The organism is Rhizobium leguminosarum (genome assembly GCF_019798305.1).
In the GTDB taxonomy this organism is placed as follows: Bacteria; Pseudomonadota; Alphaproteobacteria; order Rhizobiales; family Rhizobiaceae; genus Rhizobium; species Rhizobium leguminosarum_U.
Window position 1 is genome coordinate 12,683 of the sequence record NZ_JAAXDD010000009.1, and the last position, 18,076, is coordinate 30,758.

Sequence of the window (18,076 nt, forward strand, 5' to 3'; positions counted from 1 at the left end):
CGGCGGGGGCGCCTGCTTGACATTCGAGCCGCTCTATTCGCTTTCCGGCCTGTTCGTCGGCGCCCTCGTCGGCATCACCGGCGTTGGCGGCGGTTCGCTGATGACGCCCCTTCTGGTGCTGCTCTTCGGCGTCCATCCCGCGACAGCCGTCGGCACCGATCTTCTTTATGCGGCGATCACCAAGACGGCAGGCACGGCCGTTCACGGCATGCATGGGCGCGTCAACTGGAAGATCGTCGGCAGCCTCGCAGCCGGCAGCCTGCCGGCCGCCCTGCTGATGCTCTGGCTGCTGGCCGGCGTCGATCGCAAAAGCATCGGCGTGACCAACACGATCACCACGGCACTCGGCTGGCTGCTCGTCATGACCGCGATCATGCTGGTCTTCCGTGGCCCGATCCTCGAATTGGCGCGGCGCGCCATCGGTGATCGCACGCCGCCGAAGCCGACGACCATCCTCGCCCTCACCGTCATTCTCGGATTCGTTCTCGGCGTCCTCGTCACCTTGACCTCGGTCGGCGCCGGCGCGCTGGGGGTGACGATCCTGCTGGTCCTCTATCCCCGGCTCGATGTGCGCGAGATCGTCGGTTCCGATATCGTTCATGCGGTACCGCTCACCTTGATCGGCGGCACGGGCTATTGGCTGATCGGCGAGATCGACTGGCCGATGCTGCTTGCCTTGTTGATCGGCTCTATCCCCGGCATCATCATCGGCAGCCTTCTGGCACCGAAGCTGCACGAACGCACCATCCGCATCGTCCTTGCCGCCACGCTTGCCGTCGTCGCACTGAAGCTGCTGACCGGCTGATCAAAGCGCTGTGCCGGAAAGTGTCAGCGGTGACGCGCTTTAAAGGCCCGGCTGCTTGATATCGGCAAGGATGCTGATGATCGTCTGCTTGCGGTCGAGATTGTAGCCATCGGAAATGGTGAGTCGTTCGGTGATCTCGGAATAGAGCCGCGCCAGCCTCTCCGCCGCGGCGATCTGCCCCTCGCCGGCCGCCGCGCGCGCCCGGTTCATGATGTCGTCGCCGACATGGCTGACGAAGAAATCGAAGATCGTGTCGCTTTCCCGGCCCGAAAGCGCGTCGGCCAGCCGATGCATCGCCTTGCGGGCCGTCGGCCCCTCGGCGGCAAGCATCTCGTCATAAGCGGCGATGATCTCGCCGCCGCCATAGTTCAGCAGTTTCAGCGCCTCGCCGACGCTGCCCTTGGCGGCCGAAAGCACTGCCCCGCCCTCGCCTGATATGCCGAGATGGGCAAGGGCGGCGACGAGCGCGTCATCGGCAAGTGGCGCCAGCTTCAGCGGCAAGCAACGCGAGCGGATCGTCGGCAGCAGCCGTCCTGGCGCATGCGACAGCACCAGGAACAGCGCCCGCTTCGGCGGTTCTTCCAGAATCTTCAGGATGGCGTTGGCCGCATTGCGGTTCATGTCGTCGGCAGGATCGATGATGACGATCCGCCAGTTGCCGGTGCCTGAGGTCTGCGAGAAGAACTTGCCGGCGCGGCGCACCTCGTCGACGGTGATCGCCGATTTCACCTTGCCGGTCTTTTCGTCCACCGGCCGGGCAAGGTGCAGCAGATTATGCGAGGCGCCCGACGCGATCTGCCGGCTGACGGGAGAGGCAGGATCCGGATCGCCGATCGTCTCCGGCGCTGTCTCGGGATCGGGATGCGAGAGCACGTGATTGGCAAAGCGGAAGGCGAGCGTCGCCTTGCCGATGCCTTCCGGCCCCTCGATCAGGATGGCGTGGTGGCCCTTGCCGGACCGATAGGACTGCGCAAGAAAGGCTTCCGCCTCCTTATGCCCGAACAGCCTGGTATTTTCCCCCGGCCAGATGGCACCGTCGAGCAGGCCGGGCCTGTCCTCACTCATGATGGGCCTCACTCATGATGGGCGGCTTCCGGCATTCGGGCATGGCCTGCCGGCGACAGCAGCTGCTTGATGATCGCCAGGATCTCGGCGGCGATCGCCTCCTCCGTCTGCATCGCGTTGACCACGTGGCAGCGCTCCGGCTCGCGGGCGGCGATATCGAGAAAGGCCTCGCGCCGTTTCTCGTGCGTTTCCAGCCGCTCCTTCTCGAAGCGATCGGGACCGTCGGCCGCGGCGCGCTTCTGCGCGCGCTCCAGCCCGACCTTGGCGGGGATGTCGAGGATCACGGTGCAATCCGGCATGACGCCGTTGATGGCGATGCGCTGCAGCGTCTCGATGAAATCGGGCTCGAGATTGCCGGTGATGCCCTGATAGACGCGGGAGGAATCCATGAAGCGGTCGCAGAGCACGACCTTGCCTGCGGCCAGGGCCGGCCGGATCACCTCTTCGACATGGTCGTTGCGCGCCGCCGCAAAGAGGATCGCCTCCATCCGCGTACCGAAGGCTTCGGCAGCCCCCGACAGCAGCACATGGCGCACGGCTTCGGCTCCCGGCGATCCGCCTGGTTCGCGCGTCATCAGCACGTCGTGACCTTCGCCCTTCAGCGCCTCGGCGAGGCGGCGGATCTGCGTGGATTTCCCAGCACCTTCCCCGCCTTCAAACGTAACGAACAATCCCGTACCGGATGACAATGACAACTTCCCGCATTCCAGGCGCCGCACGCGCCCCGCTCCTTCTATCTATCCGAAGATATCAGGGAGGAAAACCTTTCGCCGCGGCGACAGTTTCACCTTTCCCGGCAAATTGCATTGGAAACAGCTCGTCAGACGGGCGCGGGCTTGTCCCAGAGCCAGGAGAAGAACAGCGATTCGCCGAGTTCCAGCATGGCGTCGACCGCCCGGCTGCTGAGCGAGCCCTCGCCGACCGCCTGCACGGTATAAAGCGGCACTTCCCTGAGCAGCCGGCTGCCGGCGAAAATCCTCAGCGTGCCTGCCTGGGTATCCGGCGTGACCGGCGCCGTCAGCGGCCAGCGATAGATGATGCGCGCCGACAGACGATCGGGATTGCTGATCGGAATATAGACGCTGACCGGCGCCTTGGCGACGAGATCGACGGTGCGCGCCGTGCCACCATAGACGCTGGCGGCGCCGATCACTTCCTTCTCGCCGAAGATCTGCCGGTTCTCAAAGGCCGTCAGCCCCCATTCGAGTACGCGCTTGGCTTCCTCAGTTCGCTCCTTGTCGGAGGCGATGCCGGCAAGCGCCACAAACAGCCGCCTGCCGTCACGCTTAACCGAAGCGACGATCGAATAGCCCTCGCCCTCGGTAAAGCCCGTCGCCAGCCCATCGGCGCCGAGATCGAGCCCGAGCAACGGGTTGCGGTTGCGCTGGAAGATCTTGTTCCACTCAAAATCCGGCTGCGCGAAATAGGGATATAGGTTCGGATAGGTCTGCTGAAGGGCGGCGGCGAGCGTCACCATCTCGCGTGCCGTCACCTTGCTCTTGCCATCGGGAAGGCCGGTGGAATTGCCGAACTCCGCCTTCTCCATGCCGAGTTCGCGGGCGCGCCGCGTCATCGACACGGCAAATTGCTGCTCGCTTCCGGCCATGCCCTCGGCGAGGATGATGCAGCTGTCATTGGCGCCCTGGATGGCGACACCCTTGATCAGGTCCTCGACGCGCACGCGCGATTTCAGGCTGGCAAACATCGTTGCGGTCCGCGACGGTGCGCCGCCTGTCCGCCAGGCATATTCTGAAACGGGATATTCGGTATCGAACGTGATCTGGCCCTTCGTCACCGCCTCGAAGACCAGATCCATCGTCATCAGCTTGGCGAGCGAAGCCGGCGAAAAACTCTGGTCCTCGTTCTTGGCGAGAAGCACCGTGCCGGTGGCTGCCTCGATCATATAGGCCTGCGCCGCCTTGGTGGCGAAACCGGCGGCACCGCCATCGGCTGCAAAGGCTCCGGTGGCGAACGGCATCAGGCATGCAAGCAGGCGAAGCGCGGGCTTCAGCATCGCAATTTCCATTGATCGAGCGGCGTATTTCAGGAGGTTAGAACGCGGGGAAATCCGATGCAATTGCCAGTTCAGCGCGCGGCGAACTTTGCCTGCTGACGCTTGGCCGAGGCAAGGATGGACTCTTGGGTCAGCCCGTCATTGCGCACCATCACCGCGTCGAAGGCGAGATCGACGGTCACCGTCTTCACCTCTTCGTTCTGGTAGCCAAGCGCCAGCGAATTCTGGGGCCGCTCGTAGGGCATCGGACCGATCTCAGGCAGCACGACCATCTGGTCCATCGCCTGAGCGCCATTGTTGAAGGACGGCGCTGATGGCGCCACCAGAACATGGGCAGCCGGTGCCAGAGCGGGTGATGCGGCCGGTGCCGCATTGTAGCGCGCGCTCGGCGTCGAGCCGGCATAGGAGGTGGCCGACCTCGGCACCGGCACGTTGGCCGGCGTCTCGTAGCTTTCCGAACGCTGCAACTGGTCGCGGGTGATCTTGCGGCTGTTGGAGGCGACCATCACGCCGGTTGCGATCTGGCCTTCCGGGTTGACGCCGGGAATGCGGCTGCCCTTCGGCGCGTAGGAGGCCATCAGATAGGGCATGTCGTGCCCGTCCATGCGGGCGCGGCCGACATATTGCACGCGCACCTTGCCGGTGCCGCTGTGCTGCAGGTCCAGCATGTCGGCCGTCTTGTTGGAAAGATCGATTATGCGGCCTTCGTGATAGGGACCGCGATCGTTGACGCGCACGATGACCGAGGAACCACTTTCGAGATTGGTGACGCGCGCATAGCTCGGCAGCGGGAAGGTCGGATGCGCGGCGGAAAGATGCATCTGGTCATAAACTTCGCCGTTCGCCGTCAGGCGCCCGTGAAAGGCAGAACCATACCAGGAGGCGACGCCGACCTTGCTATAGGCGAAGTCTTCCTTCGGGTAATACCACTTGCCCTTCACCTCGTAGGGGTTGCCGACGATGTAGCGGCCGCCGCCCTTCGGGATATTGTTGCCGGTGGCGACCCGCGGGCTCGCCTTCACGCCATATTCGGATTCGGAGAAATATTCTTTGCCGTGGGCTTTTTTCTTCGGCACCGCCTGCGTCGTGCCGCAAGCCGCAACCGTCGCACACATCGCCGAGATCGCCAGCCACCGTGCTGCCGTTGCGAAAGACGCCGCCCCGTATTCCAGTTTCATGTGCCCCACGCCGCTCAAAGATCGTTATGGTTAAGGAACCTTGCCCCATCTTGGGCCAACAACGCCTTATTCCCGCCCGCCTAATGAGGCTTTAATCTTGCTAAGTTCGTGGCAATTTTACGAACAATTTCGCGGCGATAGCGACAATTCTAATAATTATGGTTTATAAATTACTAACGCGAACCCTCCCCGCCTGCCATTCCATCGCCGCAATAGGGCCAGAAATCAACGTGCCGATCCGGGGCATATGGTGAACATCTAGGCGCTTCCGAACGCTGCCAAAGCTCCATATTGAAACACGGCCTGCGCGTGCTTCACGAGCGGCACGGCATCCCGGTTGGTGCATAAGAATGGGTCAAATTTTCAAGTACTTGATCTTGCTGATGGTGATGACAGCCTCATCATCCGTCAACGCCGCGGCGGAGGGTCCCCGCCCATGGCGCAAGACGATGACCAATGATCCCTCCACGAATTTCTATCTCGCCAAGACCCTCAAAACCTTACTGAACGAGGCTGCCGAAACCTCAAAGTGCTGAGGCTGTCCGCCGATCGCCGGCAACCTGGGTAATGGCGTCGCCGATTGGATGTGATGCAACGCGGATCGCGTATTTGACGCTACGGCTGGGAACGAAATGGCCGCCGCGGGCTTTGAAGGTTAGACCTTTGGAGGATCACCATGAACGATGAAACCATTATGCAGCTCGACACGATCAGCCAGCAGTTGCACGCCAGATCTCGCGCGCTTACCCAGTTGGATAACGACAGCGACATCGCAATCCTGATGTCGGCGCTTGCCGCGACGATGGAGGCGGTCCGGTCTCTCTGTGAGGATATGAACCAGCTCAACGGTCCCAAGGGCCTTGGATCTGACGGACACTAAATCTCTTATGTCGCCGGCGCAATTCACAGAGAGCTTGCGCCGGGAACGATACGCGCGAAACGCTCATCTTCAACATCGATGGGAAGCGGTGGACCGCGCCTACGCTGCCGGTGGACGATATCGAATCGTCTTCGCCTTTTCCAAGGCTTCGATCGTATCCTCAACGCTGAGAAGGACGGTGGTCTCCATAGAGCTGAGCGCGCCTCCTGCGCCGATCGCAAGTGCGACGGCCGCCATCGATACGGTATCAGGCGCCTCCCACAAATTCCAACCATCATGCTCGCCGAAGGCATACCAGAACCCATGCAGCTTTCCGCCGACGGATTCAATGTAACTGCGCGCCGCCTCTCGGCGATCCTCGGGGTTTTCGATCATTCGCGCCCAGGTCTCGGGCGTGTAGCTGAAGCGTGTGAGATACATGGCCATGGTTTGCTTCCTCCGCCAGTACGGCACAGTAAACGCTAAAGCCGGGGAGAACGCGAGTCATTTCCAATATGCGGAACGGGCCTGCCCCGGCTCACGCTCGAATTTGTTCGCACGTCGCGCCAAGGATGCCGGCAAATGCTGCAGAGCAAGTTGACGCTGCTTTCAAAGCTGCTAGAAAGCCAGCCATTGAGTGATTGGGTAGCAAATCGGCAGCAACGGCCGGTTCACAGACATCAACAGAATGTTGGTGTCTCGACCTTTTCAATCAGATGGAAGAGTGTCCGAGTGGTTTAAGGAACCGGTCTTGAAAACCGGCGTGCGGGAAACCGTACCGTGGGTTCGAATCCCACCTCTTCCGCCACATCATATTGATTTTCTAGCATAAGTTCCGATTTCCGCCCGGAACTACACGCTTATCATAACGGCAGGTTCCATCTCAGTGGCATCGCCGCGATGTGGTAGGGCTTCCGTATTGCTGTCGCCCCGATGATCTACTGGACGGATCGGCATTGAAGCTGGAGCCCTCAGAGCGCGTGTCGTACACCTTGTCGTACCATAAGCGTTGTCTTGACGGGAGGTTCAGGCCAGTCATGCGCCACCAGCGGGAACTGAGGGCCCAGACTATATGGTAATGCGTCTCCTGAGTGTAATATGGCCGAACCTGCAGGAGGACGAGCATTGTCTCAGGCGTGGCGTGATCTGACCAATAGCGAACGTCAGCTCATTGAGCTGTTACTGGCAAAAGAGTTTCCTGGAGCGGAAGCTCTACGCAGCCAGTTGGAAACAGCGAGAGTGTCAGCTATCGACGCAGAAGGTAGCCTCCAGTTTAGGGTGTCCGGTCCACTCGCCAATGTACAACAGCGGGTTCCCACGGAGGGATATTACTTCGATACGGAAGGTGTGGATTATCGTCCTGCCGTGAATGTCCTTCTGCATGTCGTAGAGGGTAAGCTCCATGAGCTGGAAGTATATAAGGATGATGGGTCAGCAATTGAGACGTCGCTTGATGCAGTGGACATAAGCCGGTTCCATCTGCCGTGAGGGTTTTGATTCAAGGGACGAGAAGCGCCCGTATAGGCTTAGCTGAGCTTGGGCGCGGCCCTGTAATTCCACGGCAGAAGCTCGTCGATCCGGCTCTGCTTATGACCGTTGATGATAGCGGTGAGCGTGCTGGTCAGGTAGGCGAGCGGATCGACAGCATGCAGCTTGCAAGTTTCGATGAGCGAGGCGATGATCGCCCAGTTCTCCGCTCCAGCGTCATGTCAACGGAACCGACTATGATCTCGGGGCGACCGGTCTCTTTGGTCGGCGGCTCCGGAGCAGGCGGATCAACAATCACCGCTGCAAACTCCACCGCATCCTCAGGCCCTGCCGCACCATCGTGCGCCAAGTCGAAAGGCGGTTCGCCCGCAATCCATAGCGCTCGGCGACTTCATGCACCGCCGCGCCGGGTCGAAGGCTCTCCGAAACGATCCGCGCCTTCACCTCATTGGGCCTGTGCCGGTGAAACTCACGTCCAGACTTCCTGGTTGTGAGAACCTCCAACGTAGTCTCCATGGAGAAATTCCCTTCGCTCGTCCATGGAAAGGCGATCACAGATTAGGACGGACAGGACAATGTGGGCGCGGAGCACCGGTTATGTCGTACCGTGGTTACTGCGCCTCCATCATCTAGCCCTAAATCAGCACCCTCTAATCCTTGCGAAAATTCACGACGCGCATAAATTCAATCTATCAGATGGCTTTTGCTGGTGACCACGGATGTACTGGCACCGTGCTGACGCAATCAAAGAAGGGTCGGCGCGAGTATTCGCCCGGCCCTTTCTTTTTATCCAAGACCGTTCTGCGGCTACTGCCGATAATCCCCATCCCTGCCCTTAATCTCCTGGCAGCGCAGCTCGTGAGGCCGAAGGCGCACTGTGGCGCGCCAATGTTGGTGTCCGTGGCACTGCCGACTAAAAATCGAAATACACGGTCACACCTGACCGACGACGGTAGGGGTAATCGTCGCGATAGCCGTAATAGTCGCGGCTGCTGTAATAGTTGCGACTGCCGTAGTACCGCGGACGATAGCACGAGCCGTAATACCGGCAGTCGCGGTAAGCGTACCGCTGTTTCTTCCAGTGGCCATACGCATGCCCATTATCGTGGCGACGGTGTTTGATCTGCTCGACGTCGGGGGTGTGCATATGTGCTGCGTTCGGCACGACGATCGGCGCGGCGTTCAGCGGCAGGGCGAAAGAGGCAGACAAGATCATGGCTGCAAGTGAGGAAAAAAGCATGTTCATCGGCGCATCCTTTCAGGCTGCGATTTTGGGTTAATACGCATTAACCTGCGATGAACATCTGCGCGCTTCCAGAATAACACCAGCCGGCGCGCCGCTGGTATGGTCGCGGGTGGTGGTCATTCCTTCAGGACATTCTTGGCTCTATAGAGCGAAACGAAAGACTGCTGGATTATGCGCAGAGAGCAATCCACAAGCCCGACACCTTCGAATGCGTTCGCAAGTTCTGCTCCAAACACAAGAGGGGCTGGAAGGGACTGCAAAGCCCTAGTTCGTGAGGTGGCAGCCCCACTTGCGCATCTCGTAGCGCCTGAACCATATCTGCCAAGGTGAGCTTATTGCTGGCTGGCATGCGCTTCGAAAGCACTGCGGCTCATGGTCGTTGATCATGCCGACCGCGAGCATCCAGGCATGGACGGCCTTCCGATTGAGAGGGGATGAAGAGGCTCGATAAGCAGTCAGCCTTCGCAACGCGTCGCTCGAGAATCTCTGCATCCCCGCTTAGATCAGCCTGCGTTGCTCGGTACAGGCGTGTTGAGCAGCTGCTGCTCCCAGAGGTACGCGATGCCGCTACCAGCGGCATGCTGCTTGAGCACCTCCGTCAACTCTGCGGCGTGCTCGGTCCGGGCCCAGTCGCGCTGCCATTCGGAGGCCAGCGCCAGCCAGGTCATCATGTTCGCGCCAGCCGCGATCATGCGCTGGATGGCAACCTCGTGGGCTTCGACCGAAGTCCCGCCCGACGCGTCGGTGATGACAGTCACATCCCAGCCTTCGCCGAGCGCCTGGATCACCGGCATCGCGACGCAGATCTCGGTCCACAGGCCGGCGATGATCAGCTGCTTGCGGCCCGTCGCCTTGACCGCGTCCACGACCTTCCGATCCTCCCAGGTGTTGATGAACGTCCGGTCGATCACCTCCTGGCCCGGGAACACGTCGGTGATCTGCGGAAAGAGGAGCCCGCCCCGATCTGCGATCACGCTCGTCAGGATGGTGGGGACACCGAAGGCCTTGGCGACCTTCGCCAGGGCCGTCGAGTTGTTGACCACTGCCTGCGGATCGTGGCTGTTCAGGTTCGTGAGCTGGTATGGCTGGTGGTCGATCAGAACGAGTACCGAATCTTCGGGGCGAAGAAGCGAAGCAAGGCCATTACGAAAGGTCATTATTACTTCCTTTGCTGCCGCCCATGAGCGGCATTGGTTTTGCGGGAGACATGCGCCAGGGGCGACGTTGCCTGAAAGCAGTATTGCCGTTCCTACTCGAGATGCGGTAGCACCCTTTTATGGCAAGCTGTGTCGCGAAAAGGGGAACGCCAATGGACATCGAAGAACTGCAGACCTTCGTGGAAGTGGCTGATGCCGGGGGAGTTTCGCCGGCTGCGCTCCGGCTCGGCGTCTCCAAGTCAATCGTCAGTCGGCGGCTCTTCCGGCTTGAAGCGGAACTTGGTGTCCAGCTTCTTGCACGAACCACCCGGGGCGCCGCTCTCACGGAAGCAGGGGCCACGTTCCGAGATTATGCAGCGAGAGTCTGCGCCGAGATCGACGTGGCCAAGGAAACGATCTTACCCGCCGGTGACCTTCGCGGCCGCTTGCGAGTTGCCGTTCCACTTTCCTTCGGCGAGACTCACTTCGCTCCCATCCTCGCCGAAATGGCGCGCCGCCACCCCCAGCTCCAAATCCACACGTGCTACAGTGATCGCTTCGTCGATCTCATCACAGAGGGTTATGACTGTGCGATACGCGTTGGCTATCTTCAGGACTCCAACTTGATCGCAAGACGCGTCGGACCACTCTATGGGAAGCTCGTCGCGAGCCCGGACTATATCAAGGCGCATGGGTCGCCCGAGACGCCGGAGGAACTCGTCGCTCATGAGGCCCTCATGCAGGGCACCGAAGCCTGGCAACTCATGGATGGCGACAAGATTATCACGGTTCGTCCGCAGGGGCGCTTTAAAGCAGACAACGGCCCTGCACTAGTCGCCGCCGCGGCAGCAGGGCTCGGGATCGCTTACCTGCCCGATTGCCTTACCCATGAATTTATAATCTCCGGCGCGCTTGTGCCGGTCATGACGCATTATCCACCACCCCCGGCGGCTGCATATGTCATCCGCCCGCCAGGTCAGCATCCCGCACGGAAGATACGGGTCCTCACGGAATTGCTGATTGAGTATTGCGAGCCGGTTCCGCATCTTGCGCCTGCTCCTTTCCGTTGACGATGAGATGATATACAGGCTGCAGCAGGACGCGACCGCCATTAACTTAAGAATGGGGTCGGGCGGCAGATTGACGTCACGTCGCTGCCACGAGATCACGTGGCCGTCCTCTCGTCGGCGTCGCGAAGACGTCCAGAGATGACATCGCCGACAAGGGGAACGACTGTCACAGCAGCACCTCAACTCTTCGAGTTTCCAAATTTGAGATGCCCGGCGTCTTAAGCGGCCCAACAAGCGCGAGGCTCTTTTTATGATCGTTCAAGCTTGCATCAACGGCGCACGTCCGAGCGATTTCCATCCGCTCCTTCCCCTAACGATCGATGCCATGGTGCGCGATGCCGCGGCTTCGGTCGCTGCCGGCGCAGCGGAGCTCCACGTTCATGCGCGCGGAGCCGATGGCAAGGAGAGCCTTGCCGCCGTCGACGACACGGTCGCTGCGATTCGCCGCGTCTGTCCAGGAACGCTGATCGGCGTCTCCACCGGCGCCTGGATCGAAGGTGATCGGGAGAAAACGCGGGAAACCATCCGCCGCTGGTCCGTCCTGCCGGATTATGCGTCGGTGAACCTGTCGGAGGACGATGCGCCTGGCGTGATCCAGTTGCTCCGGCAGAAGGGTGTCGGCATTGAAGTCGGCCTGGCATCGGTCGCCGATGCGCAACGCTACATCAGCCGCGAAGATCATGACCGGGTCTTTCGCGTGCTCATCGAGCTCGATGACGAACAGGATCTGCAGCGCGCAAGCGATATCGCGGACGGCATCATCAAGGCGCTCAGGGATAGCCGGGTCAATCGACCCATTCTTCTGCACGGTTTCGATGACACCGTCTGGCCCTTCGTCAGGTTGGCGCGCGAGCGGCGCTACTCCACCCGTGTCGGACTGGAAGATGGCAAGCACCTCCCGGATGGGATGATTGCGAACGACAATGCTGCGCTGGTCACTGCGGCCGTTGCGATCTTCCGTGGCCACTCTATTTGATTCCGACCTGTCGGAGGCCAGGCGGCAGCCCGGATTCTCTTCGGCGCGCCATCGCTCCGGCATCGCCAAAGCGTAGAATGTTCCAAATACGGGTCAGCGATGCGGCCAAAGTGCACAAAAGTATGGAAGCGCGCCGAACGCGCGGTTCAATTATTCTCATTCCATGATACCAATGCGGCCTCGTGAAGCCGGATGCCCTGGTCGAAATCACGACCATCGCTCATATCGGCAGATAAGCGGGACGCGGCCGACCTCAGTCGATGATTCGCCGGGCAGCCCTCACGAGAAGTACGCGTATATCAGGACGCCAATAGAACCCCAGAAGATAAGCGGCGTCAGTATCATCCCCGCAACGATCATTTTAGTCATAGCAAAAACTCCGAACACCTCCGCACATGGCGCAGGAAGCTATCGCATTAACCGAGAGTCGCTATGGGCATGAAGTCCGGGATGGATCGGACCTTGGTCCGAGCTTCGCTCGCTCGGGCTAACCGAAAGCGTTCAGCCGGTCGATGAAGCCCCTTCTGAGCGTGGCGTTCACGGATCGAATGCAGGCGGCGGATGTGCCGCCATTTTGTTCGGCGATCGTCTTCAGGTCGGCGAGCTATCATAGCCGGAGGCGTTGCGGCGCTCGATCTCGGTCTCCATCTCGCGCCAGACAGCATCGCCCCGCTGGATGATCGCATTGAGCCGCGCGCGGCGGGCGCGGGCCTCTTCTGCCTCCTGCTTTTTTCGTTCTGTCGCCAGCCACTCGTTTTCCTTGCGCTCGCGGATATGGCGAATCTCGCCGGCATGGGTTTGCAGTTCCGCGACTGTGGGCGGGGCGGCGTCCGGTTTGCCTGCGGAGGCCGCGGCGGAGAAGCTGCGGGCGCTTTTCTGCAACTCGCTTGCCACATGCGGATCGCCCTCGATCAGACGGACGAGCATCATTGTCTTCTCGCTGTCGGGCAAGGCGGCGATCTTCTCGCTCGGCGATATGCTGATCCATCGTCGCTTGCCCGCCATATCCTCGGCCCATATTCATTGCTACCGAACTTTACCCTGCGAATTAGGCTGGATAATAAAATAGCAAGCCACTGAAAAAGCGAGCAGCGACGATGAAATTAGGCTGGCAACCACGGAAATGGCTCGAGAAAAAGAGCAAGCGCGGTAACCGCGGTTACCCCATGGGTACGATCGCCTTTTGTGGGCCCGACAACCGCCGCGCCAGCAAGGCCGCCGTCAGCATCATGCCGGCGCTGCATGCGGATCCGCTCGATCTGCGCCGATGGTTTGCCGAAACCGGCGATCTCAGGACGGACGAGACCGTTATCGCCGAAATCGCCGCATTCCTGCGCGAAAACGAAGTGAAATCGGTGGTGATGACGGAAGGAATCATCGGGTGCCCCCACGAGGAGGGAATCGACTATCCGGTCGGCGAGGCCTGCCCGGAGTGCTCATATTGGAAGGGGCGAAACCGCTGGACCGGCAAGCTCGAGTCCAGTTGATATCCGGGCATCTTGTGCTCGCACGTTCATACCAGGCGCCGATCATGCGCCTTCGGAATTGGTTCGGCGGCGGTAAGTCCCAGCCGCGATGGCGAGCGCGGCGATGATCAGCGCTGCTGCGAGGGCAAAGGTCATCCGCATGCCTGAGGTGACGGCCTCGGGATGCGCTGCTGTGATATCAGGTGTTCCCGAAGAGAACGCGAAGACGGCGCCCATCACGGATGCGCCGGTGATCAGCCCGAGATTTCGCGACAGATTGAGCATGCCGGAAATGACGCCCCGCTGGTCGGCGTGGACATCCGCCATCACGGCGGTGTTGTTGGCCGCCTGGAACAGTTGATAGCCGGGTGTCAGCATGGCAATTGCGGCGATGTAGCCTGATATCCCGGGGAGCACAGCCATGGCGATGGAGCCTGCTGCCATGGCGACGAGCCCTGCGACAACCACGAAGGACGCGTCCAGACGATCGACCAGGCGGCCGGCCGGGACACCGCTCAAGACGGAGATGACAGGGCCGATCGACATGACGATGCCGACGAGAGCCTGATTGAGCCCGAGCGCATGGGAGAGGTAGAATGGCGCCACCACCAGCGTCGCCATCATCACAGTCGAAACCAACATGTTCATCGCCAAGCTGGCAGTGAGAACGCGATTGCGGAACACTGTCACCTGGATCAGCGGCGATGCCGCTCTCGCCTCGGCGACGACGAACAAACCGGTGCCAAAGACGGCGGCCGAGAGCAGAGCGATATTCAGCAGTCCAAAGCGGCCGTGCCCGATTGTCATCGCCAGCGCATAGGCCGAAAGCGTCAGCGCAAGCAGCAGCGTGCCCGCCATGTCGAAGCCGGTTCGATCCGCCCTCACCCTGCCGGTATCGGCGGGTAGATGGCGATAGGCAAGAACGAAGGTCAGAATGCCGAGCGGCACGTTGACGAGGAAGATTGCCGGCCAGCCGAGCCCGGCGATCAGGAGGCCGCCGAGCGAAGGCCCAAGAGCGGTACCGATCGCCGACATCGTTCCGAGCAGCCCCATGGCGCTCCCTGTCTTCGCCTTCGGCACCGTTTCGCCGACAAAGGCCATGGTCAGAGCCATCATGATGGCCGCACCCAGGCCCTGCACAGCGCGCGCGGCAATCATCAGCCATAGTGTCGGCGCGACGCCGCAAAGGACCGAGGCCAGGGTGAAGAGCAGGATGCCGATGAGCAGCAGCCGGCGGCGGCCGGTGATGTCACCGAGCCGCCCGACGCTGACGATCAGAGTGGTGATGGCAAGGAGATAGGCGAGCACGATCCACTGGACGTCCCGAAAGGCGGCACTGAACGCCTGCGCCAGGCTCGGCAGGCCGACATTGGCGATGCTGGTGCCGAGCGACGGCAGCAACATCGATAGGGAAAGGCTGGCAAGCGCCCAGCGGGCAGAGGGTGGCTGTTCGGCGACTCTCTCGCCTTGCGCTGCAACGATCGATTTCACCGGTGAACTCCGTTTTCCCTTAGCTCCCCGAATGGAACTGATGAAAACCTAGTCCTCTGCTTGATATGGCGGAAGGCGCACGATTTGCACTTCATTCATGCGTTTGGCGCCACATCAGGATGAAACCGTGTTATACCTGATGGATGTCGACAGCCGATCTCAACCTGCTTGTTACCCTTGATGTGCTGCTTGCCGAAGGCAGCGTTGCGCGTGCGGCGCAAAGGCTGCGGCTCAGCCCGTCGGCGATGAGCCGGGCCTTAGCGCGATTGCGCGAAACGACCGGCGATCCGCTGCTGGTGCGCGCCGGCCGCAGCCTCGTCCCTACGCCCCGCGCGCTCGAACTGCGCGAGCGGGTCGCCCGGCTCGTCGAGGATGCGCAGGCGGTTTTGCGCCCTGCCGAGGCGCTTGATCTTCAACGCTTGGTCCGGACGTTCACGCTGCGCACCAGCGAAGGCTTTGCCGAGAGCTTCGGGCCTGATCTGATCGCTCGACTCGGCCGGCAAGCGCCCGGCGTGCGGCTGCGTTTCGTGCAGAAGCCGGACAAGGACAGCACCCCGCTTCGCGACGGGACCGTCGATCTGGAAACCGGCGTCGTCGGCGCGACGACCGGTCCGGAGGTGCGGGCGCAGGCCTTGTTTCGCGATCGTTTCATCGGTGTCGTGCGTCTGGGGCATCCACTTTGCGAGCGCGAAATAACGCCCTCCCGCTATGCGGCCAGCCAGCACATCTATGTCTCGCGTCGGGGGCTAGACAAAGGACCGATCGATGACGCCCTGAACGCGCTCGGGCTGGAACGGCAGATCGTCACCATCGTCAGCGGTTTTTCCACGGCGCTGGCGCTTGCCCGCACCTCCGATCTGATCGCCAGCGTGCCTGAACGGCATACCGGCGCCTTACGCCAGGGAATGCATAGTTTTCCCCTTCCCGTCCCGACGCCTGACATCACGGTCTCATTGCTCTGGCACCCCAGGATGGATGCCGATCCAGCGCATCGCTGGCTGCGCGGCTGCGTTCGGGACGCCTGCGCGGGGGGTGATTAAAGGCTCGCGCAGGATCTGAGGTCAGGTCGATTGATCCGTTCGCGTGGTTGACTATCCCGCGTCGCCATAATTTCCCGTCAGGATCACCAAGCGGGGACATCATGACCGACATCATTGTAAAGGACAGCAACGAAAGCCAGCTTCACGACGGCGATTCCGTAGCGCTCATCAAGGACCTCAAGGTCAAGGGATTCGCCTGACGGACAATCCGGGCGAGATCGAGTGTAGCACCAAGCAGGTCAAAGGCCTTGTGCTGAAAACCGAATTTTTGAAGAAGGCATAAAATTTCCCTCGCCCGCGATCCCGCGATCAGTCGGGTTTCACAGTACTTCCTCGGTGATCACCTCGAAACGGGAGAGCGTTGCCGGACCGAAGGCCGTCGACATGGCGACGTCGGTGGCGTCGCGGCCGGTCGCCATCAGGATCCGGCCGATCCGCGGCGTGTTGTGGCGGGCATCGACCGTATGCCAGTGACCGCCGAGAAACACCTCGAACCATGCGCTGAAATCCATCGGATTGGGATCGATCGGAACGCCGATATCGCCGAGATAGCCCGTGCAATATCGGGCCGGGATATTCATGCACCGGCAAAGCGCGATGGCGAGATGGGCAAAGTCGCGGCAGACGCCCGCCTTGTCAGTGAAGCCGCCATGCGCGGTCCTGAGGACGTCGGCCTTCAGGTAATCGAAGGTGATGTGGTCATGAACGAAATCGCAGATCGCCTGGACGCGCGCCCAGCCGAGCGGCGTCGACGAGAACCTGGCCCAGGCGAAATCCGCAAGCCTGTCGGTGTCGCAATAGCGACTGCCGAGCAGGAAGACCAGCACATCGTCGGGCAGGTCATTGATTGCGTGCTGGACAGCATCGTCGGGAACGATGTCGGGTTGGCCGCTGTCGTAGATCTCGAATTCCGTGGAGATCGTCGTCAGTCCCGGCGGGGCAACGATCCGGCTACAGGCATTGCCGAATACATCGGTATAGCCCCAGGCCTCGATCGGCCGGTCGAATGTCAGGATTTGGTCGCTGAGAAGATCGGCACGACGGGAGGGGTGAATATTGAGGACGAGCAGCATCGGCGTTGGCTGCATGCATTCGTAGCCCAGATGAAACCCGGCGCGTATCTTCATTGTGGCTTCCTTATCGCGTCTCTGCTTTGGCAGAGGTGAGTAGGGAACGCTGATCGCGCGGCCCGGTTCCCGCAAGCCCGGGACCGTCACCGCATGGCTAGCCATATGGCCTTGTGGTGACGTTCACCTGCACTGTCATGCTGTCGAAATCCTTCCCATCCCCGTCATAACTGCCGCTCAACGGGACTGCCTGGCGCGGATCGCGGGCAACGGCGACACGAATGAGATCGCGGTTGCCGACGATCCCGTTGGTCGGATCGAACTCCGTCCAGCCGGCGCCCGGAAGATAAATCTGGCACCATGCATGCGTGGAGCCGCCGCCGAGCACGGTGGAGCCGTCCCGGTCGGGAACATAGACATAACCCGTGACGAACCGTGCCGCGAGGCCGAGGACGCGCGCCGCCTCCATCATCAGAAGCGCGAAATCCCGGCAGGTGCCGGAACGAAGCTGTAAGGTCTGGACTGGCGTCTGCGTCCCATGTTCCTGGCGCCGCGCGTAGACGAAGCTTTCCCGAATGGCGTAACAGAGCGTCATCAGCAGGTGCCCGGTTTCGGTCGGACGCCCAAGGCGCACGAACTGGCGCGCCCAGCGTCCGACCTCGTCGTTTGGATCTGGATAATGGCGCTGCATCGCCGGCGTCAGATCGGCAATTTCATCCTTGTCGTAGGAGAATGGATAGGTCAGGGCCTCCTCGTCCACCTTAAGATCCAGAGCGACCTGGGGCGTATGATCGAGCGTGATCCAGGTTTCGAAACGAAGCTCGGACGCCGGCCTCGAAATATCGACGAGCGCCACGCAATTGCCGAAAACATCGTGGATCCAGCGCACATGATTTTCCTCAGGATAGATCGTCAACGACGCTTCGATCAGCCGCTGATCGAAACTGTCGCGCGGTCGGAACATCAAGCGATGCTCGCCGAATTCGACCTCCCTGGCGTAACGATAGGACGTGATGTGGCGGACGGAGAAAATCGTCATAGGCCGCCGTCCGGTAATCTGTTCACTTTGCTGCTCCAAGGCGGCGATGCCGCCTCTCCTCTGCGGAAGCGCCCTGCCGGCTTTCCCGCTCATCCCGATTTCTTGTCATATAAGCACGTTCGAAAGATTGCTATTG

At 61.1% G+C, this 18,076-nt stretch carries 21 protein-coding genes, 1 tRNA gene and 1 pseudogene; 10 read left to right on the forward strand and 13 right to left on the reverse strand.

Translation table 11 applies throughout. The features are described 5' to 3' along the window. Positions 1 to 16 precede the first annotated feature (16 nt). On the forward strand, positions 17 to 805 hold the full coding sequence (locus tag HFO99_RS17065) for a sulfite exporter TauE/SafE family protein (RefSeq protein ID WP_163880048.1): 789 nt from the start codon (positions 17 to 19) through the stop codon (positions 803 to 805). A 39-nt stretch (positions 806 to 844) separates the two neighbouring features. On the opposite strand, the gene HFO99_RS17070 is transcribed toward HFO99_RS17065, so the two are convergent. The 4 genes from HFO99_RS17070 to HFO99_RS17085 form a co-directional block, all read right to left on the reverse strand. Beyond that, positions 845 to 1,870 carry a DNA polymerase III subunit delta' gene (locus HFO99_RS17070; protein ID WP_222362379.1) on the reverse strand — a complete coding sequence of 342 codons (1,026 nt, stop codon included), beginning with the start codon at positions 1,868 to 1,870 and terminating at the stop codon, positions 845 to 847. Between the two features lie 8 nt (positions 1,871 to 1,878). Further along, complete coding sequence (gene tmk / locus HFO99_RS17075) at positions 1,879 to 2,559, reverse strand: dTMP kinase (protein ID WP_168322575.1); 681 nt, start codon at positions 2,557 to 2,559, stop codon at positions 1,879 to 1,881. 131 nt (positions 2,560 to 2,690) lie between these two features. Then, entirely contained in the window at positions 2,691 to 3,884 is a 1,194-nt protein-coding gene (locus HFO99_RS17080; RefSeq protein WP_222362381.1) for a D-alanyl-D-alanine carboxypeptidase family protein, read from the reverse strand. 71 nt (positions 3,885 to 3,955) lie between these two features. Beyond that, complete coding sequence (locus HFO99_RS17085) at positions 3,956 to 5,062, reverse strand: septal ring lytic transglycosylase RlpA family protein (RefSeq protein WP_222362383.1); 1,107 nt, start codon at positions 5,060 to 5,062, stop codon at positions 3,956 to 3,958. A 350-nt stretch (positions 5,063 to 5,412) separates the two neighbouring features. Between HFO99_RS17085 and HFO99_RS17090 the strand changes: the two genes are divergently transcribed. Both HFO99_RS17090 and HFO99_RS17095 read left to right on the forward strand, forming a co-directional pair. Next, positions 5,413 to 5,598: a hypothetical protein gene (locus HFO99_RS17090; protein WP_261323195.1), complete on the forward strand. Its 186-nt coding sequence runs from the start codon at positions 5,413 to 5,415 to the stop codon at positions 5,596 to 5,598. 140 nt (positions 5,599 to 5,738) lie between these two features. Continuing rightward, positions 5,739 to 5,942: a hypothetical protein gene (locus HFO99_RS17095; RefSeq protein ID WP_222362385.1), complete on the forward strand. Its 204-nt coding sequence runs from the start codon at positions 5,739 to 5,741 to the stop codon at positions 5,940 to 5,942. Between the two features lie 99 nt (positions 5,943 to 6,041). Here the strand turns inward: HFO99_RS17095 and HFO99_RS17100 are convergent, their stop codons facing one another. Next, positions 6,042 to 6,368 carry a GYD domain-containing protein gene (locus tag HFO99_RS17100; RefSeq protein WP_222362387.1) on the reverse strand — a complete coding sequence of 109 codons (327 nt, stop codon included), beginning with the start codon at positions 6,366 to 6,368 and terminating at the stop codon, positions 6,042 to 6,044. A gap of 271 nt (positions 6,369 to 6,639) precedes the next feature. Between HFO99_RS17100 and HFO99_RS17105 the strand changes: the two genes are divergently transcribed. Next, a tRNA-Ser gene (locus HFO99_RS17105) sits at positions 6,640 to 6,729 on the forward strand. 290 nt (positions 6,730 to 7,019) lie between these two features. Beyond that, a complete protein-coding gene (locus tag HFO99_RS17110) occupies positions 7,020 to 7,409 on the forward strand; it encodes a DUF6984 family protein (protein WP_261323196.1) in 390 nt (129 codons plus the stop codon). Between the two features lie 38 nt (positions 7,410 to 7,447). Here the strand turns inward: HFO99_RS17110 and HFO99_RS17115 are convergent. From HFO99_RS17115 to HFO99_RS17130, 4 genes and pseudogenes are all read right to left on the reverse strand, one after another. Continuing rightward, a pseudogene (locus HFO99_RS17115) lies at positions 7,448 to 7,630 on the reverse strand (transposase domain-containing protein); the annotation flags it as partial. A 73-nt stretch (positions 7,631 to 7,703) separates the two neighbouring features. After that, positions 7,704 to 7,925 carry a transposase gene (locus HFO99_RS17120; RefSeq protein ID WP_222362389.1) on the reverse strand — a complete coding sequence of 74 codons (222 nt, stop codon included), beginning with the start codon at positions 7,923 to 7,925 and terminating at the stop codon, positions 7,704 to 7,706. A gap of 397 nt (positions 7,926 to 8,322) precedes the next feature. Next, positions 8,323 to 8,655 (reverse strand): hypothetical protein, encoded by a 333-nt coding sequence (locus tag HFO99_RS17125; RefSeq protein WP_222251359.1) that lies wholly within the window; start codon positions 8,653 to 8,655, stop codon positions 8,323 to 8,325. Between the two features lie 503 nt (positions 8,656 to 9,158). Then, on the reverse strand, positions 9,159 to 9,812 hold the full coding sequence (locus HFO99_RS17130; protein WP_222335138.1) for a hydrolase: 654 nt from the start codon (positions 9,810 to 9,812) through the stop codon (positions 9,159 to 9,161). Positions 9,813 to 9,964: 152 nt separating this feature from the next. Between HFO99_RS17130 and HFO99_RS17135 the strand changes: the two genes are divergently transcribed. Beyond that, entirely contained in the window at positions 9,965 to 10,861 is an 897-nt protein-coding gene (locus HFO99_RS17135; RefSeq protein WP_222362391.1) for a LysR family transcriptional regulator, read from the forward strand. Between the two features lie 250 nt (positions 10,862 to 11,111). Then, the gene (locus HFO99_RS17140) at positions 11,112 to 11,837 is read left to right on the forward strand and encodes a 3-keto-5-aminohexanoate cleavage protein (protein WP_222362393.1); all 726 of its coding nucleotides are present in this window, start codon (positions 11,112 to 11,114) and stop codon (positions 11,835 to 11,837) included. A 591-nt stretch (positions 11,838 to 12,428) separates the two neighbouring features. Here HFO99_RS17140 and HFO99_RS17145 read toward each other — a convergent pair. Then, a complete protein-coding gene (locus HFO99_RS17145) occupies positions 12,429 to 12,842 on the reverse strand; it encodes a hypothetical protein (RefSeq protein ID WP_261323197.1) in 414 nt (137 codons plus the stop codon). A gap of 161 nt (positions 12,843 to 13,003) precedes the next feature. Here HFO99_RS17145 and HFO99_RS17150 point away from each other — a divergent pair, with 161 nt between their 5' ends. Beyond that, positions 13,004 to 13,324: a hypothetical protein gene (locus HFO99_RS17150; RefSeq protein WP_261323198.1), complete on the forward strand. Its 321-nt coding sequence runs from the start codon at positions 13,004 to 13,006 to the stop codon at positions 13,322 to 13,324. Between the two features lie 42 nt (positions 13,325 to 13,366). On the opposite strand, the gene HFO99_RS17155 is transcribed toward HFO99_RS17150, so the two are convergent. After that, on the reverse strand, positions 13,367 to 14,794 hold the full coding sequence (locus tag HFO99_RS17155) for an MFS transporter (RefSeq protein ID WP_222362397.1): 1,428 nt from the start codon (positions 14,792 to 14,794) through the stop codon (positions 13,367 to 13,369). A gap of 143 nt (positions 14,795 to 14,937) precedes the next feature. Here HFO99_RS17155 and HFO99_RS17160 point away from each other — a divergent pair, with 143 nt between their 5' ends. Together HFO99_RS17160 and HFO99_RS17165 are read left to right on the forward strand one after the other, a co-directional pair. Then, positions 14,938 to 15,834 (forward strand): LysR family transcriptional regulator, encoded by an 897-nt coding sequence (locus HFO99_RS17160; protein WP_222362399.1) that lies wholly within the window; start codon positions 14,938 to 14,940, stop codon positions 15,832 to 15,834. An 82-nt stretch (positions 15,835 to 15,916) separates the two neighbouring features. Continuing rightward, a complete protein-coding gene (locus HFO99_RS17165) occupies positions 15,917 to 16,117 on the forward strand; it encodes a PhnA domain-containing protein (RefSeq protein WP_409994937.1) in 201 nt (66 codons plus the stop codon). Positions 16,118 to 16,154: 37 nt separating this feature from the next. On the opposite strand, the gene HFO99_RS17170 is transcribed toward HFO99_RS17165, so the two are convergent. Both HFO99_RS17170 and HFO99_RS17175 read right to left on the reverse strand, forming a co-directional pair. Further along, positions 16,155 to 16,961 carry a transglutaminase-like domain-containing protein gene (locus HFO99_RS17170; RefSeq protein WP_222251365.1) on the reverse strand — a complete coding sequence of 269 codons (807 nt, stop codon included), beginning with the start codon at positions 16,959 to 16,961 and terminating at the stop codon, positions 16,155 to 16,157. Positions 16,962 to 17,058: 97 nt separating this feature from the next. Continuing rightward, positions 17,059 to 17,940 carry a transglutaminase family protein gene (locus tag HFO99_RS17175; RefSeq protein ID WP_222362760.1) on the reverse strand — a complete coding sequence of 294 codons (882 nt, stop codon included), beginning with the start codon at positions 17,938 to 17,940 and terminating at the stop codon, positions 17,059 to 17,061. Positions 17,941 to 18,076 lie beyond the last annotated feature (136 nt).